Origin of the sequence: Flavobacterium collinsii (genome assembly GCF_946903285.1) — a bacterium.
Classification (GTDB): domain Bacteria; phylum Bacteroidota; class Bacteroidia; order Flavobacteriales; family Flavobacteriaceae; genus Flavobacterium; species Flavobacterium collinsii.
In genome coordinates this window covers 1-16,457 of the sequence record NZ_OX336425.1, presented here as the reverse complement: position 1 = coordinate 16,457, position 16,457 = coordinate 1, and the positions used below count along the sequence as shown (strand labels likewise).

Annotated in this window: 16 protein-coding genes; 5 read left to right on the top strand and 11 right to left on the bottom strand. The window is 36.0% G+C overall.

Features of this window, described 5'->3' with window-relative positions; genetic code table 11:
* Nucleotides 1-288 precede the first annotated feature (288 nt).
* Nucleotides 289-1,689 carry a trypsin-like peptidase domain-containing protein gene (locus OGZ34_RS00080; RefSeq protein WP_173966204.1) on the bottom strand — a complete coding sequence of 467 codons (1,401 nt, stop codon included), beginning with the start codon at nt 1,687-1,689 and terminating at the stop codon, nt 289-291.
* Nucleotides 1,690-1,829: 140 nt separating this feature from the next.
* Here OGZ34_RS00080 and dapF point away from each other — a divergent pair, with 140 nt between their 5' ends.
* The 5 genes from dapF (at nt 1,830) to OGZ34_RS00055 (ending at nt 5,921) form a co-directional block, all read left to right on the top strand.
* Nucleotides 1,830-2,612, top strand: a complete 783-nt coding sequence (dapF, locus tag OGZ34_RS00075) for a diaminopimelate epimerase (RefSeq protein WP_263361806.1) — start codon at nt 1,830-1,832, stop codon at nt 2,610-2,612.
* A gap of 54 nt (nt 2,613-2,666) precedes the next feature.
* Nucleotides 2,667-3,200 (top strand): GNAT family N-acetyltransferase, encoded by a 534-nt coding sequence (locus tag OGZ34_RS00070; protein ID WP_263361805.1) that lies wholly within the window; start codon nt 2,667-2,669, stop codon nt 3,198-3,200.
* Between the two features lie 10 nt (nt 3,201-3,210).
* The gene (gene mltG, locus OGZ34_RS00065) at nt 3,211-4,251 is read left to right on the top strand and encodes an endolytic transglycosylase MltG (protein ID WP_173966201.1); all 1,041 of its coding nucleotides are present in this window, start codon (nt 3,211-3,213) and stop codon (nt 4,249-4,251) included.
* 2 nt (nt 4,252-4,253) lie between these two features.
* On the top strand, nt 4,254-5,174 hold the full coding sequence (locus OGZ34_RS00060) for a YfiM family protein (RefSeq protein ID WP_263361804.1): 921 nt from the start codon (nt 4,254-4,256) through the stop codon (nt 5,172-5,174).
* Between the two features lie 99 nt (nt 5,175-5,273).
* Nucleotides 5,274-5,921 carry a peptidoglycan-binding protein LysM gene (locus tag OGZ34_RS00055; protein ID WP_173966199.1) on the top strand — a complete coding sequence of 216 codons (648 nt, stop codon included), beginning with the start codon at nt 5,274-5,276 and terminating at the stop codon, nt 5,919-5,921.
* Nucleotides 5,922-6,159: 238 nt separating this feature from the next.
* Here the strand turns inward: OGZ34_RS00055 and scpA are convergent, their stop codons facing one another.
* The 10 genes from scpA to dnaA all read right to left on the bottom strand — a co-directional run bounded on the left by scpA (nt 6,160) and on the right by dnaA (nt 16,457).
* The gene (gene scpA / locus OGZ34_RS00050; protein WP_263361803.1) at nt 6,160-8,301 is read right to left on the bottom strand and encodes a methylmalonyl-CoA mutase; all 2,142 of its coding nucleotides are present in this window, start codon (nt 8,299-8,301) and stop codon (nt 6,160-6,162) included.
* A 42-nt stretch (nt 8,302-8,343) separates the two neighbouring features.
* The gene (locus OGZ34_RS00045) at nt 8,344-9,708 is read right to left on the bottom strand and encodes a methylmalonyl-CoA mutase subunit beta (RefSeq protein ID WP_263361802.1); all 1,365 of its coding nucleotides are present in this window, start codon (nt 9,706-9,708) and stop codon (nt 8,344-8,346) included.
* Nucleotides 9,709-9,724: 16 nt separating this feature from the next.
* Complete coding sequence (locus tag OGZ34_RS00040) at nt 9,725-10,051, bottom strand: FtsB family cell division protein (RefSeq protein ID WP_173966196.1); 327 nt, start codon at nt 10,049-10,051, stop codon at nt 9,725-9,727.
* A gap of 145 nt (nt 10,052-10,196) precedes the next feature.
* Complete coding sequence (gene udk / locus OGZ34_RS00035) at nt 10,197-10,805, bottom strand: uridine kinase (RefSeq protein WP_173966195.1); 609 nt, start codon at nt 10,803-10,805, stop codon at nt 10,197-10,199.
* A gap of 332 nt (nt 10,806-11,137) precedes the next feature.
* Nucleotides 11,138-12,019, bottom strand: coding sequence for an SDR family oxidoreductase (locus OGZ34_RS00030; protein ID WP_263361801.1), 882 nt, complete (start codon nt 12,017-12,019; stop codon nt 11,138-11,140).
* Nucleotides 12,020-12,096: 77 nt separating this feature from the next.
* Nucleotides 12,097-13,224, bottom strand: coding sequence for a methionine aminotransferase (locus OGZ34_RS00025; RefSeq protein WP_263361800.1), 1,128 nt, complete (start codon nt 13,222-13,224; stop codon nt 12,097-12,099).
* A 45-nt stretch (nt 13,225-13,269) separates the two neighbouring features.
* Nucleotides 13,270-13,782 (bottom strand): energy transducer TonB, encoded by a 513-nt coding sequence (locus OGZ34_RS00020; RefSeq protein ID WP_263361799.1) that lies wholly within the window; start codon nt 13,780-13,782, stop codon nt 13,270-13,272.
* Between the two features lie 22 nt (nt 13,783-13,804).
* Nucleotides 13,805-14,518, bottom strand: coding sequence for an SAM-dependent methyltransferase (locus OGZ34_RS00015; protein ID WP_263361798.1), 714 nt, complete (start codon nt 14,516-14,518; stop codon nt 13,805-13,807).
* Between the two features lie 34 nt (nt 14,519-14,552).
* A complete protein-coding gene (locus OGZ34_RS00010; protein WP_263361797.1) occupies nt 14,553-15,020 on the bottom strand; it encodes a low molecular weight protein-tyrosine-phosphatase in 468 nt (155 codons plus the stop codon).
* A gap of 9 nt (nt 15,021-15,029) precedes the next feature.
* The gene (dnaA, locus tag OGZ34_RS00005) at nt 15,030-16,457 is read right to left on the bottom strand and encodes a chromosomal replication initiator protein DnaA (protein WP_065451227.1); all 1,428 of its coding nucleotides are present in this window, start codon (nt 16,455-16,457) and stop codon (nt 15,030-15,032) included.

Here is a 16,457-nt window from a genome sequence, read left to right as displayed (position 1 = left end):
AAATAAATACACGAATATTTTTAAATTTTGCGCAAAAGTACCCATTTCAATCGATTTCGTAAACTGTTTTATGATTTATTTTTGAAATTTGTATAAAAAATATTTTTTCCTAATTAGTTAAAAAATGAGCTTATGATAATGAAAATGGGAGTTCATTTGTGAAGGAAAACAAAAAAGTCACCTTATTTCTAAGATGACTTTTTTATGAGTTTTCAGTCTCAGTTGGCAGTTTCCAATGGAAAACAAACTGTAAATCGAGACTGAAAACTGAGACTGCAAAAGGGAAACTTAAATAATAATTCGGAGAATTTCACCCGATTTACTAATCATTTCAAGACGTACACTTTGTCCGTCATTTTTTCTGTTTAAAAGTTTAGAAACCGTTTCTATATTGGTTGCTTTTACATTATCAATACTCAAGATGATATTGCCTTGCAGTTCATTTTGATACTGCATTAAATTTTCGTTGGTTATACTTCTGATTTTTACACCATAATCAATTTTGAATCTCTTTTTATCCGAAGCATCGATATTTTCTAATTCGATTCCTTTAAACTCGGTACTGAAAAATTCATTTTTACTTAAAGTTACCGGTACTGTTTTGGTTTTTCCATCTTTGATATAGGTTACCTTAACGACATCATTCGGGCGTTTTGTGTTGATGTAACCTGATAAATCTGCATAAGTTGCAATATTTTGGTCGTCAAGTTTAACGATGATATCCCCTTTACCAAGCCCAGCTTTTTCAGCGCCGGAATTTTTGGATACTTTGCTAATGTAGAAACCTTGTGTTTCTGTAATTCCTAATTCTTTAGAAGCGGTACTGTTTAATTCGCCACCTTCAACACCCAAGATACCTCTTTGTACATTCCCGAATTCCATAATGTCTTCGATTATTTTTCGGGCGATATTAGACGGAACGGCAAACGAATAGCCTACATAGGAACCTGTCATCGAAGATATCATTGTGTTAATACCAATCAGTTCGCCTCTGGTATTTACTAAGGCACCACCGCTATTTCCGGGATTTACTGCGGCATCGGTCTGAATGAAAGACTGGATTCCGTTTGTATCCAGATTTCTGGCTTTTGCCGAAACAATTCCGGCTGTAACAGTAGAAGTTAAATTATACGGATTCCCTACTGCCAAAACCCATTCTCCGATTTTTACAGAATCAGAATTGGCAAAAGCGGTATAAGGTAATTTCTCATCAGCATTAATTTTTAGTAAGGCAATATCCATTTTAGAATCGGTACCAACTAATTTAGCTTTGTATGACTTTTTATTGTTTAAAGTGATTTCGATTTCTGTAGCATCTTTAATCACATGATTGTTGGTTACAATGTATCCGTCTTCCGAAATGATAACTCCGGATCCGGTTCCAACTTGCTCTTGTTGCTGTTGACCTCCGTAACCGTAGAAAAATTCCATCATTGGGTTGCTGACTGTTCTTCGCGAAACATTTTTTACGTGAACCACAGTGTGAATGGTTTTATCTGCGGCTGCTGTAAAATCAACCGTTTCGGCAGATAAGGCTACGTTTCTTCCAAATGAATTTGGGGCAAGAGTAACAACAGAATTTCCTCTTCCAAAAAAAGAATTGTTGCTTTCAAATAATAATTTGTAAGCACCAAGGGTAGTTGCACCACTAAGTAGTGAAACTAAAAATAAGGTTGAAAATCTTTTCATATTACAGTTTATATTATTGGTTATTTTAACGTAAAAATACTTCAAAAAATTATTTGATAAAACGGTTTAACGCTCTTTAACATTGATTAACATTTCATTAATTATTTGTTCGTACTTTTGTGATTATTAATGTAAAAAAAATGCAAATAGAATTTTATAAATACCAAGGTACAGGGAACGATTTTGTTATGATTGACAACCGATCAGAGTTCTTCCCAAAAGAAAATATTAAATTGATTGAACGCTTGTGCGACAGGCGTTTCGGGATAGGTGCGGATGGACTTATTTTGTTAGAAAATGATGCGGAAACCGACTTTAGAATGGTCTATTATAATTCAGATGGAAATCAGAGTTCGATGTGTGGAAATGGTGGTCGTTGTCTGGTCGCTTTTGCTAATCAATTGGGGGTGATTGAAGATAAAACTACTTTTATTGCGACCGACGGTTTGCATCATGCTTCGGTAGGGGAGGATGCTATTATTTCATTGCAGATGATTGATGTTGATGAAGTGCAAAAGAATGATTCTTATACTTTTTTAAATACTGGTTCGCCACATCATGTGCAGATTGTGGATGATTTAGAGCAGTACAATGTGAAAGAAAATGGTGCGGCAATTCGTTATGGCGAGTTATACGGAGAAAAAGGAAGTAACATTAATTTTGTGAAAAAAGTAGACGACAGTACTTTTTCATTGCGTACTTATGAAAGAGGTGTTGAAGATGAAACTTTGGCTTGCGGAACAGGAGCAACCGCAGTAGCAATCGCGATGAATGCTATTGGTTTAACAAATGAAACTTCAATTCATTTGAATGTTGAAGGCGGTAAACTGGTGGTTTCTTTTGACAAATCAGGAGATCATTTTACCAATGTTTTCTTGACAGGACCTGCTAAATTTGTTTTCAAAGGAACTATTGAAATTTAATCACAAAGAGCACAAAGACCATTCAAAAATCAGCAATCTAAAATCTAAAATTACATGATAACACTCAAAGGCGATTCGATTTATCTGCGTGCATTAGAACCTAATGATTTGGAGTTTGTGTATGCCATGGAAAATGATGAAAGCATTTGGGAAGTGAGTAACACACAGACACCTTACAGTAGGTTTTTGATACGCCAATATCTTGAAAATGCACAACAGGATATTTATGAAGCCAAGCAATTGCGTTTGGCTATTTGTCAGGATCAGGACTTTCCGGCGATTGGATTAATTGACTTGTTTGAATTTGATCCAAAAAATAACAGAGCAGGTATTGGAATTGTCATTCAAAAGGATGAAAACAGAAATCAAAAAGTTGGATCTGAGGCATTAGGGCTTTTAATTAACTATGCATTTCACAATTTAAATTTGCACCAATTATATGCAAATATTGCTGTGGGAAATGCACCAAGTGTAGCTCTTTTTACTAAATTTGGCTTTGAGAAAATAGGAATTAAGAAAGATTGGATTTTGCTCCACAACCAGTATCAGGACGAAGCAATGTTTCAGTTAATTAACAAACAAATTTAAATTTAAAACTTTGAGCATAAAAAAAATCATCACGTTAACTGCTGTTGCCGTAATTTCAGTTTTAATGATTTACGGATTTATTTTAATTAGTAAAATCTTCAGTGCCAATACCAAATTCGAGGAGAAAGAATTGTACGTGTATGTTCCAACGGGAGCGAATTACACCGATGTGAAGAAAATATTGGAGCCCTATATCAAGAATTTTGAAGATTTTGAAATGGTGGCTAACAAAAGAAGTTATCCTGAAAATGTAAAGCCAGGTCGTTTTTTGCTTAAAAAAGACATGAACAATATGGATTTGGTTCGTGCTATGCGTTCTAATGTTCCGGTAAAATTAGCTTTTAATAATCAGGAGAGATTGGAAAATTTTGCCGGAAGAGTAGGCTCTGAAATCGAGGCCGATAGTTTATCTTTAATGAAAGCCTTTAAAGATCCGGAATTTTTAGCAGCAAACGGTTTCAACGAAGACAATGTCTTTGCCATGTTTATTCCAAATACTTATGAAATTTACTGGAATACTTCTGCAGAGAAGTTTCGTGATAAAATGATCAAGGAATACCATAATTTCTGGACTGCTGAGAGAATTGAAAAAGCAAAAAAACAGGGATTAACTCCGGTTCAGGTTACTATTTTAGCTTCGATCGTTCATAAAGAGTCAGTAAAAAAAGATGAAAGACCCCGTATTGCCGGTGTTTATTTGAATCGTTTGCGTTTAGAAATGCCACTACAGGCAGATCCGACCGTAATTTATGCTTTAAAACTAAAAGACAATAATTTCGATCAGGTAATCAAAAGAGTGTTTTATAACGATTTGATTATGAAATCTCCATACAATACCTATGTGAATATTGGACTTCCCCCAGGACCAATCGCTATGCCTGATATTACAGCTCTGGAAGCCGTTTTAAATCCGGAAAAAAACGATTATATTTATTTTTGTGCCAGTGTTGAACGCTTTGGATACCACGAGTTTGCTTCTACTTTGGCCGAGCATAATGTAAATGCAAAAAAATATTCAGACTGGATTGCCAGTCAGGGCGTAACAAGATAGTTTTGAGTTTTAAAAATATATTTTTCTTATCGGTTTTGATGTTGCCGGGTGTTTTTTCTGTGAACGCCCAAAGCAGGTTCGAAAGTTTTTTAACGCCTTCGGACACTTTAAATAATAAGCGACAAAATACAGTTATCGTTACTGAAGCTACTTTGGCTTCAGTAACATTACTAGGATTAAACCAGCTTTGGTATGCTGATTATCCTCGTTCTAATTTTCATTTTATAAATGATAATAACGAATGGCTTCAGATGGATAAAGTAGGGCATATGTATTCTGCGTATCATTTAGGTAGGTTTGGAGCTGAAATGATGAACTGGAGTGGTGCCAATCAAAAAAAGCAACTGATTTATGGAGCAGGTTTAGGTTTTGCCTTTTTAACTGCTGTTGAAGTTTTGGATGGCTTTTCGGCCGAATGGGGTGCTTCTTCAGGAGATATTATTGCCAATGCAACAGGTACTGCCTTATATGTTTCTCAGGAATTACTTTGGAAAGAACAGCGCATTACTCCAAAATTCTCTTTTCACACTACACATTACGCAAATTTAAGACCTAAGGTATTGGGAAGTTCGTTAAACGAACAGGTCTTAAAAGATTACAACGGGCAGACTTATTGGCTTTCTGTAAACCTTCATTCTTTTGCAAAACAAAGCAAAATCCCAAAGTGGTTAAATCTGGCTTTTGGTTATGGAGCGGATGGAATGTTAACAGGAAATTTACAAAAAGATAATCCCGATTTAGCTCAAAATCCTGAAAGATTTCGTCAGATTTATCTTAGTTTTGATGTGGATTTGACGAAAATTGAAACAAAATCACATTTTTTGAAAACTATTTTTTCCGTTTTTAACACGATAAAAATTCCGGCTCCAACTCTCGAATACTCCGCCAATAAAGGGCTTAAAGCACATGCCTTCTATTTTTAGAAAACCTTAACTTGTTGATTATCAATATTGTTTGTTTTTTATTACCTTTGCACCGTAGAAATTTCAAAAAGGTGACAGCGTTTTGAAGAAAAACAATTTATGATAAAGAAGTGGTATTTTTATGCGAGTTTGATCGTTATTATTACATTTTTGACTTTGGGTTTTAAACCCTTTAATCTGGAAACCAAACCGTGGTTTCTAATAGAAAAAACAGATGGATCTGAATACTTATTTCCATCGCAGGAAGAGGATGATTATCCTACCTTACACAAATTAAACACCCCATTTACCGGAAAGCGTCTTATTGGTTTCAAAGAGGCCGTCGCTTTTAAAGAATCTCAAGGAAAATATCGTTTGGTAAATTCACTTGGTTATATGGGAAAATATCAATTTGGGACTCAGGCACTGAGAGCCATAGGTGTTCGAAACAACAAAGCCTTTTTAAAAGATCCTGCCTTACAAGAAAAAGCATTTATTGCGCTATTGTCTAAGAACAAGTGGATTTTGCGTAATGAAATTGAAAGGTATGAAGGGAAAGTGATCAATGGTATTGAAATTACCGAATCTGGTATTTTAGCTGCTGCACATCTTGGAGGTGCCGGTTCAGTTAAAAACTTTTTTAAGAACAAAGGAGGCCAACACTTTAGAGATGCCTACGGAACTTCATTAAAAAGTTACCTGAAAGCCTTTGCAGGTTACGATCTTTCTTATATTGAAGCCGATAGTAACGCTACAATACAGCATTAAAAAAATGTAAATTTTATAAGAAACCTGCTTTTTAAAGCAGGTTTTTTTATGCTTGCTTTTAATTGATAATATTGAATGATATTTTAGATGTGAATTGTCGCTATGTGTCATTTCAAATGACAGTAGGACTCTGATAAAGGTTAAAGGTTTTTCGTTGGAGTGAAAATTGAAAATACTGGATAAAAAAAGAGAGACATTTGTCTCTCTTGGAATTAGTTTATCTTTTGTATATTACATTTTAATCTATTAAAATTTCTAAAATTTTAATAGCAGCTTCACTAATTTTTGTTCCTGGACCAAATACAGCTACTGCTCCGGCATCAAAGAGAAATTGGTAATCCTGTGCCGGAATTACTCCTCCCACTATGACCATAATATCTTCTCGTCCGTGTTTTTTAAGTTCTTCAATTACCTGAGGTACCAGAGTTTTGTGTCCGGCAGCGAGTGATGAAACACCTAGAATGTGAACGTCATTTTCAACAGCTTGTTTGGCAGCTTCAGCTGGCGTCTGGAAAAGCGGACCTATGTCTACGTCGAAACCTACATCGGCATAACCCGTAGCCACTACTTTTGCGCCTCGGTCATGTCCGTCCTGACCCATTTTTGCAATCATAATTCTCGGACGTCTTCCTTCCTGTTTGGCAAAGGCATCTGCTAATTGTTTTGCCTTTTCAAAATTCTCGTCGTTTTTTATTGCTGCACTATACACACCGCTAAAGGATTTAATTTGTGCTTTGAATCTGCCGAATATACTTTCAAGAGCATCGCTAATTTCTCCTAAAGTCGCTCTGTTTCGGGCGGCTTCAATTGCAATCGCTAATAAGTTTCCTTCTCCGGTTTTTGCACAATGAATTAATTTTTCGAGTGATTGATTTACTTTTTCAGTATCTCTTGTTTCTTTAATTGTTGTAAGCTGATCGATTTGCTGTTTACGTACCATTTGGTTGTCAACATCCAGAATATGCAAAGGATCTTCTTTTTCTAAACGATATTGATTTACACCTACAATTATATCTTGTCCGCTGTCTATTCTTGCTTGTTTTCTTGCTGCTGCTTCTTCGATTCTTAATTTCGGAATTCCGGCTTCAATGGCTTTTGTCATTCCGCCTAGTTCCTCGACTTCTTCAATCAGTTTCCAGGTACTTTTCAGGATTTCATCGGTAAGGCTTTCTACATAATAGCTTCCTCCCCACGGATCAACCGTTTTGGTGATTTTAGTTTCTTCCTGTAGAAAGATTTGCGTGTTTCGGGCAATTCTTGCCGAGAAATCAGTTGGTAAAGCAATAGCTTCATCTAGCGCATTTGTATGGAGTGATTGTGTTCCGCCAAAGGCTGCCGCTGTGGCCTCGATACAAGTTCTGGCTACATTGTTAAAAGGATCCTGTTCTGTTAAACTCCAGCCACTGGTTTGACAATGTGTTCTCAGGGCTAAAGATTTGTCACTTTTAGGATTGAATTGTTGTACTAATTTTGCCCAAATCATTCGACCGGCTCTCATTTTGGCAATTTCCATAAAGTGATTCATTCCAATGGCCCAAAAGAAAGACAATCTTGGAGCAAAATCGTCAATAGTCATTCCCGTTGAAAGTCCGGTTCTGATATACTCAAGACCATCTGCCAAGGTATAAGCCAATTCAATATCGGCAGTAGCACCGGCTTCCTGCATGTGATATCCAGAAATAGAAATAGAATTGAATTTTGGCATTTTTTTGCTCGTAAATTCAAAAATATCAGCGATGATTTTCATCGAAGGAGTTGGTGGGTAAATGTAAGTATTACGTACCATGAACTCTTTCAGGATATCGTTTTGGATGGTTCCGGATAATTTTTCAATAGATACACCTTGTTCTTCGGCAGCAACAATATAAAAAGCCATAATAGGTAAAACGGCTCCATTCATCGTCATCGAAACCGACATTTCGTCTAGTGGAATCTGATCAAACAATACTTTCATGTCTTCGACAGAATCGATTGCTACTCCGGCTTTTCCAACATCACCAACTACCCGCTCATGATCTGAATCATAACCTCGATGGGTTGGTAGGTCAAAAGCAATGGAAAGTCCTTTTTGTCCGGCAGCTAAATTTCTTCTGTAAAAAGCATTACTTTCTTCTGCGGTCGAAAATCCTGCATATTGACGAATCGTCCACGGACGTCTCACGTACATTGTAGCATAAGGTCCGCGCAAATTGGGTGCAAATCCGGCTCCGAAATTCAGGAACTCTAAATCTTCAATATCTTTGTCAGCGTACTTTTTTTTGAGCTCAATCCCTTCAGCTGTTGTGAAGTTCTGAAGTGGGGATTCTGAGTCAGGCTTCTGTACGTCTAACTTTGCACTGTCGACATCTAATGTAATATGTGTAAGGTCTTTTCTAATCATGGAGACTCTTCGTTGTATGATTTAATTAATTACTTTAAAAGTTTATTCAAGTTCTAGACGTTCCTGCTCGAGTTTTTCAGCCAGTCTTTTCTCTATTATTGGAGTAATTAATGTTTTTCTTGGTTTTACTTTCACGAAAGGAAACAATTCTAAATCATGTTTCATTTTGTCTTCTTTGTTCGGATGTTTGTTCGTACCTAACAAAATTTCTTTTTTAGAGTCGAACAATTCCTGCTCTTTTGCGGCACTTTCCTGGATTTTCTTTTTGATTGATCCGTCGTTCAAAAGTTTTAAGAAACCTCCGTTTGCTTCGATGTCTTTAAACAAGGCTAAGCTTTTTTCGGCCAGCTGTAGAGTCAGGCTTTCAATGTAATAACTTCCATCTGCCGGATTGTCGACTTTGTCAAAGTAACTTTCGTGTTTTAAAACCAGCAATTGATTGCGGGCAATTCGGTCACCAAATTCATTGTCCTTATGGTACAAAGAATCGTAAGGTAAGTTGACTACAGCATCTGCACCGCCTAAAATAGCCGACATGCATTCTGTTGTGGTACGCAGCATGTTGACGTTATAGTCGTATATCGTTTTATTTCGTTTGGTTGGAGTGACCAATAAATGACATTTTAAACCGGAATTGTATTCAGCGGCTATTAAGTTGAAAAGCATTCGCAATGCACGAAGCTTGGCAATTTCAAAGAAATAATTGGTTCCTACTGAGACTTCAAAAACAATCGGTTGGGAAGAATTGGGAAATCGGTTCAGGTATTCGTTAGCATGTGCTAAACTGTAAGCGATTTGTTGTGTAATATTAGCGCCGGAATTTTGATATAAACCGGAATCGATGCTTAAAATGGAAATATTGGATACAGTTTTTGATATTTTTTCGAGGGTCTCAAAATTGCTTTTCTCGCCTGTTGTAAACCAGTTTCCTTCTCTCGCCAAATGACCAATAGGGTCAATGTTACAGTAGAAAATCGCTTTCTTTTGAATTGAAATACGGTCTAATAGTTGTGCGAAATCGATTGAAATAAAATTCAAATTAAAGTAAACGATTCTATTTTCTAAAGGGAGTGCTTCCAGTAATTTTTCAATATCAGTGGTTTCGTTTTCGATTGTAAATCGTAAGCTTTCAGCACCTCTTTCAAGTGTATTGATAGCTCTTTGAATCGATTTCTCGATATCGTAAACAAAAATGTTTTGGCAAATTTTAAAGTTTGAAGCTTGAGTTTGTACAGTTGCAGCTTTTGTGAATTCATCACTGTGGTAAAATGGTTTTACCTGAATGTCTTCGGGAGAATTCCAAATTACAGTTTGGTTGTAATCGGCTCCATCTAATTCAAACTGAATTTTTTGTTTCCATTGTTTGGATGAAATCGGGTTAAAATCGTCGAATAGGGTAGTGGCCATTGGGTATTTTTTCGGGTTATTCTTTATCTTGAATGGTGTCTCCTTCAAATTGGATGATGTAAATATCTTCGCTGTCTTTTTTCATAAAGTACTTCTCGCGGGCATATTTCTCTATTTGTTCAGGATTTTTAAGCTGTTTGATCTGTTCCTGATCTTTTTTTATTTCGTCCTGATAGTATTTTTTATTGTCTTGTAATTCGTGGATTTGGTTGTCCAGAAAACGATGATCAAAATAAGAATAATTATCTAAGAATAACATCCATACTACAAAAAATAATAACACCCAAACATATTTGTTTCCCAGGAGTTTGAACCATTTTTTGTTTTTATATGGATTTTTCATTTTAGTTTTTATTTAACCGCTTGTATTGTGTAATTTCGATTGGTGTTTTTGATTCTGGTAGAAGTGATAATTCTTTTGTGCCCGTGTAAGGCACAAAAGATTAAATGGATCTTCTAATTTTGATGCAATAAATTTACAATAAAAATTATAAAATTCGTTGATTAATTACAGCCCGGACAACATCAATTGCAACGGTATTGTATTTGTCGTTTGGAATGATAATGTCCGCGAAAGCTTTGGAAGGTTCTATAAACTGTTCGTGCATTGGTTTTAAAGTGTTTTGATAACGTGTTAAAACTTCGTCAATATCACGTCCACGTTCTGAGATGTCTCTTTTTAAACGTCTGATTAATCTTTCGTCTGAATCTGCGTGAACAAAGATTTTAATGTCAAAAAGATCACGTAATTCTGGATTTGTTAAAATTAAAATTCCTTCAACAATCATAACTTTTCTCGGGTGAGTTGAAACCGTATCATCAGTTCTATTGTGCTGTATGAAAGAATATACAGGCTGATCGATAGTTTCGCCAGCTTTTAGTGCTTTAAGGTGCTTTACCAGTAATTCAAAATCTATCGCACGCGGGTGGTCAAAGTTGATTAATGCTCTTTCGTCAAACGACAAATTGGTAGTCTCTTTATAATACGAATCCTGAGAAATTACGCCCACTTCAGTGTCCGGTAATTCATTCATGATTTGGTGTACTACTGTTGTTTTTCCACTTCCTGTTCCTCCTGCAAGTCCAATAATGAGCATAAAATTTGTGTTATATATTTGTACGGCAAAAATAATAATTTAACTGGATTGATAATGGAATCCGAACTGTAAAATTGAGTTTATAAGCAGAAGTTTAATAGAGATCACGGATTGGTTGGATAAATTGTGAATTGTGTAAATCAAATCGCAATTTTGATTTTCCTATGAGGGACGTGATATAGGGAAATGCGTACAGGCATACCTCTACTGCCATTTTGGTATTATGAGCTTTAGTTAGTTATACAAAAAAAATCCCGATAGCAAGGCCATCGGGATTTTGTGCAATCAGTATAGTTTTAAAAAAGTATTCTGAATTTAGTAAGCACTTGTAATTATTTATTCTTTTTTGCTTTAATCATCATTTCAAGCTGGTCCCAAAGTTCTTCAGGAATTGCTTCCAGCAGATTAAATTGTCCCGCACCTTTTAGCCATTCGCCACCATCAATTGTAATAACATCTCCGTTTACATAAGCTGAAAAATCGGAAACTAAATAAGCGGCAAGATTAGCCAGTTCCTGATGATCGCCTACGCGTTTCAATGGTACTTTTTTTGCCATGTCGAATTTTTCGGCCAAATCTCCCGGTAACAGTCGGTCCCAGGCTCCTTTTGTAGGGAAAGGCCCTGGAGCAATTGCGTTAGAACGGATTCCGTATTTTGCCCATTCCACTGCCAAACTGCGAGTCATAGCTAAAACTCCTGCTTTTGCAGTCGCACTTGGTACTACATATGCAGATCCTGTCCAGGCATAAGTCGTTACAATATTTAAAATTGTAGCAGAGGTTTGTTTGGTATCGATCCAGTGTTTGCCAAAGGCTAGCGTACAGTTTTTAGATCCTTTTAATACAATATCAATAACAGTATCAAAAGCATTGGCAGATAAACGTTCTGTTGGAGAGATGAAATTTCCGGCAGCATTGTTTAAAAGAACATCCACTTTTCCAAAAGTTTTTAAAACTTCCTGAAGCATATTCTCCACTTCTTCATAGTGACGAACGTCGCATTGAAGCGGTAAACATTTTCCTCCGGTTTCGGCTTCAAGCTCGGTAGCAGTATTTTTAAGCTTATCTAAATCTCTTGAAGTAATGGCTACCTGAGCCCCTAATTCTAAGAAGTATTTGGTCATAGCTTTTCCTAAACCGCTTCCTCCGCCAGTAACAACAATGACTTTGCCTTTTAAAGCGTCATCTCTTAACATTTTATCTGTATAGCTCATATGATTTTCTTTTTATTACAATATTAATTAAATAAATAGGATGCACGCATAATAATGTTATAAATTTTTGATAAACTTTAAATATCACATAGTTTTTTTGCAGCTGCGTCGAGGGTAGCATTGTCTTTGGCAAAACAAAAACGTATTAGCTTTTGATCTTTGTGATCGGAATAGAAAGAAGAAATTGGAATTGCGGCAACGCCATGTTCCGTGATTAAATTTTTACAGAAAGTAACATCGTCTTCATTTGAAATGCCGGCATAAGAAGCGACCTGAAAATAAGTTCCTTCGCACGGTTTCAATTCAAATCGGCTGTTTTGAAGCAGTTTCTGAAAATAATCTCTTTTTTCCTGATAGAATTTCCCAAGCAGGATGATATCCACAACATCTAAATACTGACTGATAGCAGCTTGCGAAATACTATTTACGCTAAAAACCAAAAATTGATGTACTTTTTTGATCTCTTTCATTAAATGTTCCGGAGCAACGGTATAGCCAATTTTCCAGCCGGTAATGTGAAAAGATTTTCCGAAAGAAGAAACCATTATACAGCGATTTAAAAGAAATTCTTTGGTATGTGCCGAAATGTGTTTTTCTTCAAAAGTGATGTATTCGTAAACTTCATCAGATAATACCAGTATATCAGGGTGTTTCTCCAGTAATTTTTCAAGTTGAAGAAAATCATCTTTAGTCAAAATTTTCCCTGTCGGATTGTGCGGATTATTGATGATAATCATCTTCGTTTTTGAAGAACAGGCTTTTGCTATCGTTTCCCAATTAGGCGTATAATCGTCATTTAGCGCAACACGAATTGGTTTTGCATTACACAATAAAACCGGAGATTCATACGAATCATAACTCGGATCTAAGATAATGACTTCATCCCCTGTTTTTACCAAAGCCAGTATGGTAGTAAAAATTCCCTGAGTAGCTCCGGCCGTAACCAGAATTTCGGTTTCGGGCCTGATGATTCGGTTATAGGAGGTGTGAACCAATTTTGCGATTTGCTCCATCAATGGCGGATAACCGGCCATTGGAGTGTATTGGTGCACGTTTTCTTTTGTCAGTTTTGCCAGTATGTCTGTTAATCTTTCGTCTACAGGAAAATTTGGAAATCCTTGTGATAGATTAATCGCATTGTGTTCCGTTGCCATTTTAGACATGACTGTAAAAATACTGGTGGTAATGTTTGGGAGTTTACTCATGTTGAAGTTTGGTTAGGGGAAACTTGTGAGTGATATATGAAAGAACTATTTTAAGATAATAGAGTCAGTTTTAAAAGCTCTTATTTTTTTGTGATTGAGCTCTCCGGGAATCCATTTTGGGCATTGTTTTAGAACACGGATAGCTTCGTTTGCTGTATTGAAGCCAAGATGTTTTATTATTTTTATATCTGATAACGAACCATCCTTTTCGATAACAAAGGTAATATGTATTTTTCCTTCTAATGTTGGCTCTTCAACGGGTTTTATAAAATTTTCGTTAACAAATTTGTGAAATTTATTTAAGCCGCCATGGAATTCGGGTTTAACATCTAATGCTTCTAGTGTCATGTAAACATTAGTATCTTCAAAGGTGGTGTCTTCTTTTATTTGAATTTCACTATCGTCTGTATGGGTATCTATTTCTGAAACAGTATTTTCATCGTCAGTAGCTGTAGCAACATTTTGTTCTGCGGTTGTGTTTTTTGATACTTTTTTAGTGTCAGAAGAGGAAAAACAATGTGTCAAACAAAGGAATAACAGAACGGATAGTTTTTTCATAAATAAGATTTAGAAGTCAATTTTACATTTTATGGATGATAAAAATGGTTGGTCTGTTGTGTAAATCTACTTTTAATTTTTTCCAGTCCGAAACACGCATCGTTTTGATGAATTCAGTTGGTAATGTAATATCGGTTGCGATACACAGATGCGTAGAAGGATTCAGAATTTGCAAAATGTCTTCGACTAATTTGTTGTTTCTATAAGGTGTTTCAATAAAAAGCTGCGACTGATTTTTATCCTGAGACAGTTTTTCAAAATACTTTAATGCCGATTTTTTCTCGTCTTTATTAATTGGTAAATAGCCGTTGAAAGTAAAACTTTGGCCGTTCATACCAGAAGCCATCATGGCTAACAAAATAGAGGACGGACCAACCAATGGTACTACCTGAATTCCTTTTTCATGCGCCAATTTTACAATTACAGCACCTGGATCGGCTACTCCGGGACAACCTGCTTCGCTCATTAAACCCACATTTTTTCCTTCGAGTAAAGGTTTGATGAAGTCTAAATGCTCGCTTGGCTCTGTACGTTTGTTAAGCGTAAAAAGAATTAGTTCGGATTGTTTTTTCTCTGGAGATACCGCTTTTATTGATTTACGAGCCGTTTTTTCGTTTTCAACAATATAGTGGTCTATAAAATCAATACTTCTTTTAACAGTTTGAGGTAAAACATCCATCGGATCGCTTTCACCCATTGTTGTTGGAATTAAATAAAGTTTTCCGAGAAGTTTCATGTCTGTCTTTTTATGTTGTTAGGAAAAGAAGAACTTATAAGTGTTTTTCGATAAGTTTCTTCGAAATGATATCGGTTACTTCGTCTAACATTTGATATACATTATCAAATCCGTTGGTGACACCGAAGTAGGGGTCCGGGACATCTACATTTTCGCCCGGAAATAATTCGTCTAAAATTAAACAAACTTTATTTTTTTGTGCTTCGTTCTGAGCCAGTTTGATAACGTCGTCATAATTCGAAGAATCCATCACATAGATGTAATCAAAAGTAGTGAAGTCAGCAGTTTTGAATTGTCTTCCTTTTTGGTTTCCAATGTCAAGGCCGTTTTTTTTGGCAACTGCTATAGATCGTTTGTCAGGGGAGTGGCCTACATGCCAGGATCCGGTTCCGGCTGAGTCAACGATGAAATTATTTTTGGGCAATTTTGAAGCTAAAATACCTTCAGCTAAAGGGGATCTACAAATGTTCCCCAAACAAACCATTAAGATTTTTACTGGCATGGTGCGCGTTTATAGCGTTAGTTTTTTGTTAATGTCTTCGACAAATTTTTTGAATTGTTTGTCTGTAGAAACTAAATTATCAACTGTTTTGCAAGCGTGTAATACGGTGGCGTGGTCGCGATCTCCAATTTGTGAGCCAATGTTTGCCAAAGAAGCTTTTGTGAATTTCTTTGCAAAAAACATGGCCAATTGTCTCGCCTGTACCACGTGCCTCTTTCGGGTTTTCGATTGGAGTGTTTCAATGTCAAGCTGAAAGTAATCAGATACAATTTTTTGAATATAATCGATAGAGATTTCTCTCTTTACGTTTTTAACAAATTTCTCTACAACGCTTTTGGCCAATTCAATAGTAACCTCTTTTTTGTTGAAAGAAGACTGAGCGATTAAGGAAATAATAGCTCCTTCTAATTCTCTAACGTTACTTTTGATGTTGCGCGCTACATATTCAATAATATCTTCCGGCATTTCAACACCATCACGATATAAGATGTTTTTTAAGATCGAAATTCTGGTTTCGTAATCCGGCTGGTGTAACTCAGCAGATAATCCCCATTTAAAACGAGATAACAAACGTTGCTCGATATCCTGCATATCAACAGGAGCTTTGTCTGAAGTCAAAATTACCTGCTTTCCGTTTTGGTGCAAGTAGTTAAAAATATGGAAAAATACGTCCTGAGTTCCTGATTTTCCAGATAAAAACTGAACATCATCAATAATTAAAACATCGATTAATTGGTAAAAATGAATGAAATCATTACGATTGTTCTTTTTTACCGAATCAATATATTGTTGTGTGAAAATCTCAGCAGAAATGTATAAAACCGTTTTTTCAGGATATTTATCTTTTACTTCCACACCTATAGCGTGTGCAAGGTGTGTTTTTCCTAGTCCAACTCCTCCAAAAATCAATAACGGATTAAAGGATGTTCCTCCAGGTTTGTTGGCAACAGCCATACCTGCAGAACGAGCTAAACGATTAGAATCTCCTTCAAGGAAATTGTCAAAACTATAATTAGGATTTAACTGTGATTCAATTTTTAAATTTCTGATCCCCGGAATTACAAAGGGATTTTTAAGTTCAGGATTTAAGTTTTTAAACGGAGCGTCAACCTCTTGCGGTTTCATCGGAACTCTGTTGGAACTCGGCAGCTGCTCGGTAAACGGCTGTTTATTTCCATAAGTGTTCTCCATTTTAATTTTATAGAGTAACTTTGCGTTTTTTCCCAGTTCTTTGGTAAGCGCAACTTTCAATAATTTTACGTAATGCTCTTCGAGCCATTCATAGAAAAATTTACTTGGTACTTGAATGTATAACGCGTTGTCGGTTAGCTCAACTGATTTGATTGGTTCAAACCAAGTTTTGTATGCTTGATCTTGAATATTGTCCTTTATAAAAGACAAACAGTTTTCCCATACCGATTGAGCAGTTTTAGTCAT